General features: G+C 61.8%; 4 protein-coding genes. 3 read left to right on the top strand and 1 reads right to left on the bottom strand.

The features are described 5' to 3' along the window. Window positions 1-1,207 (bottom strand): VIT domain-containing protein (locus tag P8K07_00515; protein ID MDG1957003.1); only part of this gene is annotated, 1,207 nt, incomplete at its 3' end. Between the two features lie 283 nt (window positions 1,208-1,490). Here P8K07_00515 and P8K07_00520 point away from each other — a divergent pair. The 3 genes from P8K07_00520 to P8K07_00530 all read left to right on the top strand — a co-directional run. Then, window positions 1,491-1,718 carry a hypothetical protein gene (locus P8K07_00520; protein ID MDG1957004.1) on the top strand — a complete coding sequence of 76 codons (228 nt, stop codon included), beginning with the start codon at window positions 1,491-1,493 and terminating at the stop codon, window positions 1,716-1,718. Between the two features lie 36 nt (window positions 1,719-1,754). Beyond that, window positions 1,755-2,975, top strand: coding sequence for a trypsin-like peptidase domain-containing protein (locus tag P8K07_00525; GenBank protein MDG1957005.1), 1,221 nt, complete (start codon window positions 1,755-1,757; stop codon window positions 2,973-2,975). A 312-nt stretch (window positions 2,976-3,287) separates the two neighbouring features. Continuing rightward, the coding region (locus P8K07_00530) for a hypothetical protein (GenBank protein ID MDG1957006.1) at window positions 3,288-3,621 on the top strand (334 nt) is incomplete at its 3' end.

Here is a 3,621-nt window from a genome sequence, read left to right on the forward strand (position 1 = left end):
CCAGCAGGTGGAAGTCGTGTTGGTCCAGACGTTCGCGGAAGGCCTCGATCGTGGGCTCGTTTGCCGCGCGCACGGTCCAGTTGAGGTGGAAGTCGCGGCCCGGGGCAGCTTGGCCCCCGTCCAGCTGGATGCGGTGGGCGACGTGGCCCCGGTGAATCGCATGGTCTGTGTGGCCTGTGTGACCAACGTGACCAACATGACCAACGTGAGCGCCGTGACTCTCCTGCCCGGAGGGGCTCCACGTGACGGTCCCTTCCGAAGCAATGTCCTCGGTGCGGATGGAATGGGTCGGGCTGTCGATGGCGGCGACCGGGCCTCCGGGCATAAGCCGGATGTCGATGGAAAAGGGGTCGTCAGTCAGATGGGCTACGCCATCGTGCAGCCTGGCACTGTGAGCGCGGCCTGGTGTGACGGGCGGCGGCTCACTGGCTGTGCTCGTATTTGGCGCGGGATCGGTGAGCGGGAGCAGCGCGGTAGGGAACGTCAGGCTCCATTGATCGCCTTCTCGATGTGCATGGGTTTGATAAGAGATCCGCACAACGATTTCGGCCGATGGCGGAATGTTGGCCACATTGCTGCGGAAGACACCGTGTCGCACGCGCTCGACGATCGCGGCGGCGTGCCCGGCTTGGGCGGCGGCCTCATACAATTGGGTCGCCATATGCCTTTCGTGGATTTCCCCGCGAATATGTCGGTCGCCTACGAGCACGTCCAGGCTGTCGACGGCGGCATCCGCTGGCAAGGGGAAGACGTAGATCGATTCCAGCCAATGGTCGGTCGGGTTGTGAAAGCGCTGGGTGACGGTGGTGCGCACGATCGGGCCATGCACGGAGATCTCGGCGTGAGTCCCCGACCGCGGTCCCGCCATAAATTTGCCCCGGGCCCGTGTCCGAAAGAGCAGGCGACCGTCCTCGATGTTGTCGATCTCCACGGCATTCAGCAGCACGACGGCCTCGGTCGGTTCGGCCTCGGCCCGGTCGGTTCCAGTCGGTTCGGCTCCGGTCGTCCGGGAGAGCCCGGCCGGGTCTCCGCTTTGGGCTGCGGGGATATTTCCGCTCAGCTCGTTGGCCGCACTCGCCTCGGCTCCGGCAGCCCAGGCCACGAGGAGGCAGGCCCCGATCAGCTGGATTGCGGCAATCCGGGTGCGGACGAATTTGCCGGGTGTGGTTTCAGGCCGGTGGTTTGGGGAAATCTTCTCTCTGCGCATGCTTTCTCTCCTCTGCTTCGTTGACTTCTCAGAGTGGAGAACGGCGGTGGACGTGGCGTTGAGTAAAAGTGGAGATCTAATGAAATCGGGATTTTTTTCGGTAACTTTCCGCTCCGCTCGGAGGTAACGAGGGGTTACCGCCCCGCAGTTACAGAAGATGTGTTATTGCGAATACATAGTAAAAACAGGCTGTTCTGATCTGGCATGATCTCTGCAATTGAGTTCCTGCATCAACAACAGGCCACGGAAACCTTCTGGTGGTCCACAATGCGGGGAAAGAACAATGAATCGGAAAATCATGCAAAAATTGTCGGGCGCCGGACTGATGGGCGCCATCCTGGTGGGTTCTCTGGCGGGCGCGAGTCCCGCGGCCGAATTCCGCGGGGGGTTGTCACAAGCAGCGGCGCTCGGCGCCGAGTCAGCGGGAAGCCTCGCGACACCCGAGATGGCAATCGCCGCGAATACGGCCGATGCCGCAGGCCCGATCCAAACACCCTTCGGGGATCGGTAGCCGCTACCGGTCGAGGAGCTTCGTGAACCGACTCTGGTGCTCAGTCGTGAGGCCCTCGCGGCGCGCGAGGCCGATGATGTCGCCAATCTTGAGGAAGTGGACAATCGGGATGGTACCTGGTCGTTTGCCCTGCCACGGAACTTCGATACCGGGATGGCTGTGGCGGGCGAGATGGTGACGTGGCGCTATATCGGCCAGGCACGCTATGCGAATACACCGAAACCGGTGCGGGGTCCGCAGCGCTTTGTGGTCCAGGAGCCGAAGTTCCGAACGCCTGCCGAAAAGCTCGCCGCAGGTCGCCGGATCGATTCTCAGGGCAGGATCTGGCAGCCGATTGCCGTGGACGCTCCGTACTGGGCGGCGATGCGCCTTCCGGGTGAAGACGAGCTGGAGCGGGACAGTCTGCCGGACAGCGCACCTGAGAACGAGCCGCTTGGCGACGAGTATCCCGTCGGATCCGTGGTGGAATGGTACCCCAGCAGTTGGACGAAGGATACTTGCACGGACCCGAATGGCAACACCAGCAAGACGTGGGTCTGGGAAGACGAGGACCGCACCGAGAAAACGGGAACCCTCACGGACCGTCAGGACACGACGGTCAAGGTGTGGAACTTCTCGTCGACCGTCGATACGATCTGCACGGGTACGATTCTGACCGACGATTCGATTCTGACATCGGCTCATTGCGTGAGTGATGACGATAACGACCCCATCGCGAATCGCGACATATCTGTTTGCCGCTATGATGGATACGACTGGAGCAGCGATTGTCGCAATGTCGCGGACATCGATTTCACCAGCGGGTACCGGGGAGGATCCGGTGACGGCGGCGGAAATGATTTCAACGATGATTGGGCGATCCTGGAGCTCAGGGGGTCGTGGAGCGGCACAGTAAACGACATGCAGCTCTCGCAGGCGGGCAACAGCACCTTGCGCGACCTCGATCGAGTTCACAATCTGGGCTTCCCGGGCTTCCTTGAGGGCTGCGAACTCGCGGGCGGCATTGAACTCTACCATGTCGTCGAACGCGAGGAGATCGCCTCGGTCTATCGCAAGTCCCTGCGGCTGAAGATCGATTCGGCGGGGGGCCATTCGGGTGGCCCGTTCTACTACTGCCCGGCGGATGACAACAACCGGTGCGCCTCGGGTGAAAAGGGCTATGTCATCGGGGTGAATGCGGGCTGGAACGGGACCCGGGTGATTGGTCCCAAGGCCGCGAATTTCCGGGACGAAGCGATTGCGTTCATCACGGATTAGCGCCTGATATTCGCCCTCCGGAATCAACGTGAGTCGGGGGGGCGGGCCACGGATCCTTCAACCGGAAGCCTTCCCGGCCCTCTCGCATCGGCGAGAGGGCCGGTGTTGTTGGGGGTGGCAGTCCTTTCGCACGGCATCTGCGCTATTTCGGCGCTCAGATCGACGGTTCGGGGCGTTGGTGGGTGATTTGACCTGCGCAAGTGTGATTCACTAGCCTCTGGTGTGGGGGGACTGGTCGCCGGGCCGGGAATTGGCTCTGGCGGGAACCGGGTCGATGATCGGTTTTGGCAGTCTCCGGAAGGAGTCGAGTTTATGATGGGAATCGTCGGGAATCGAATCGCCGGGATCGTGTTTGCAGGTCTGGTTGGACTGATGGGGACTTCCAACGTCCACGCCAGTGTGGGCAACCTCGAGATTCCCGCTCAGGGTTCGGTGCAAAGTGGCGTGGGCCTTGTCTCAGGCTGGAAATGTACGTCCAACGGTCTGACCGCCCGCTTTGATGGCGGAGAACATATGCCCATCGCCTATGGAACGACGCGTAACGATACCGCCGGCCTCTGCGACGACCCCGCCCAGACCAATACCGCCTTCGTCATGCAATGGAACTATGGCAACCTGAGCGAGGTGCGCCATCTGCTGGAGATTC

The sequence above is a fragment of the Candidatus Binatia bacterium genome (assembly GCA_029248525.1).
Lineage (GTDB): Bacteria > Desulfobacterota > Binatia > UBA12015 > UBA12015 > UBA12015.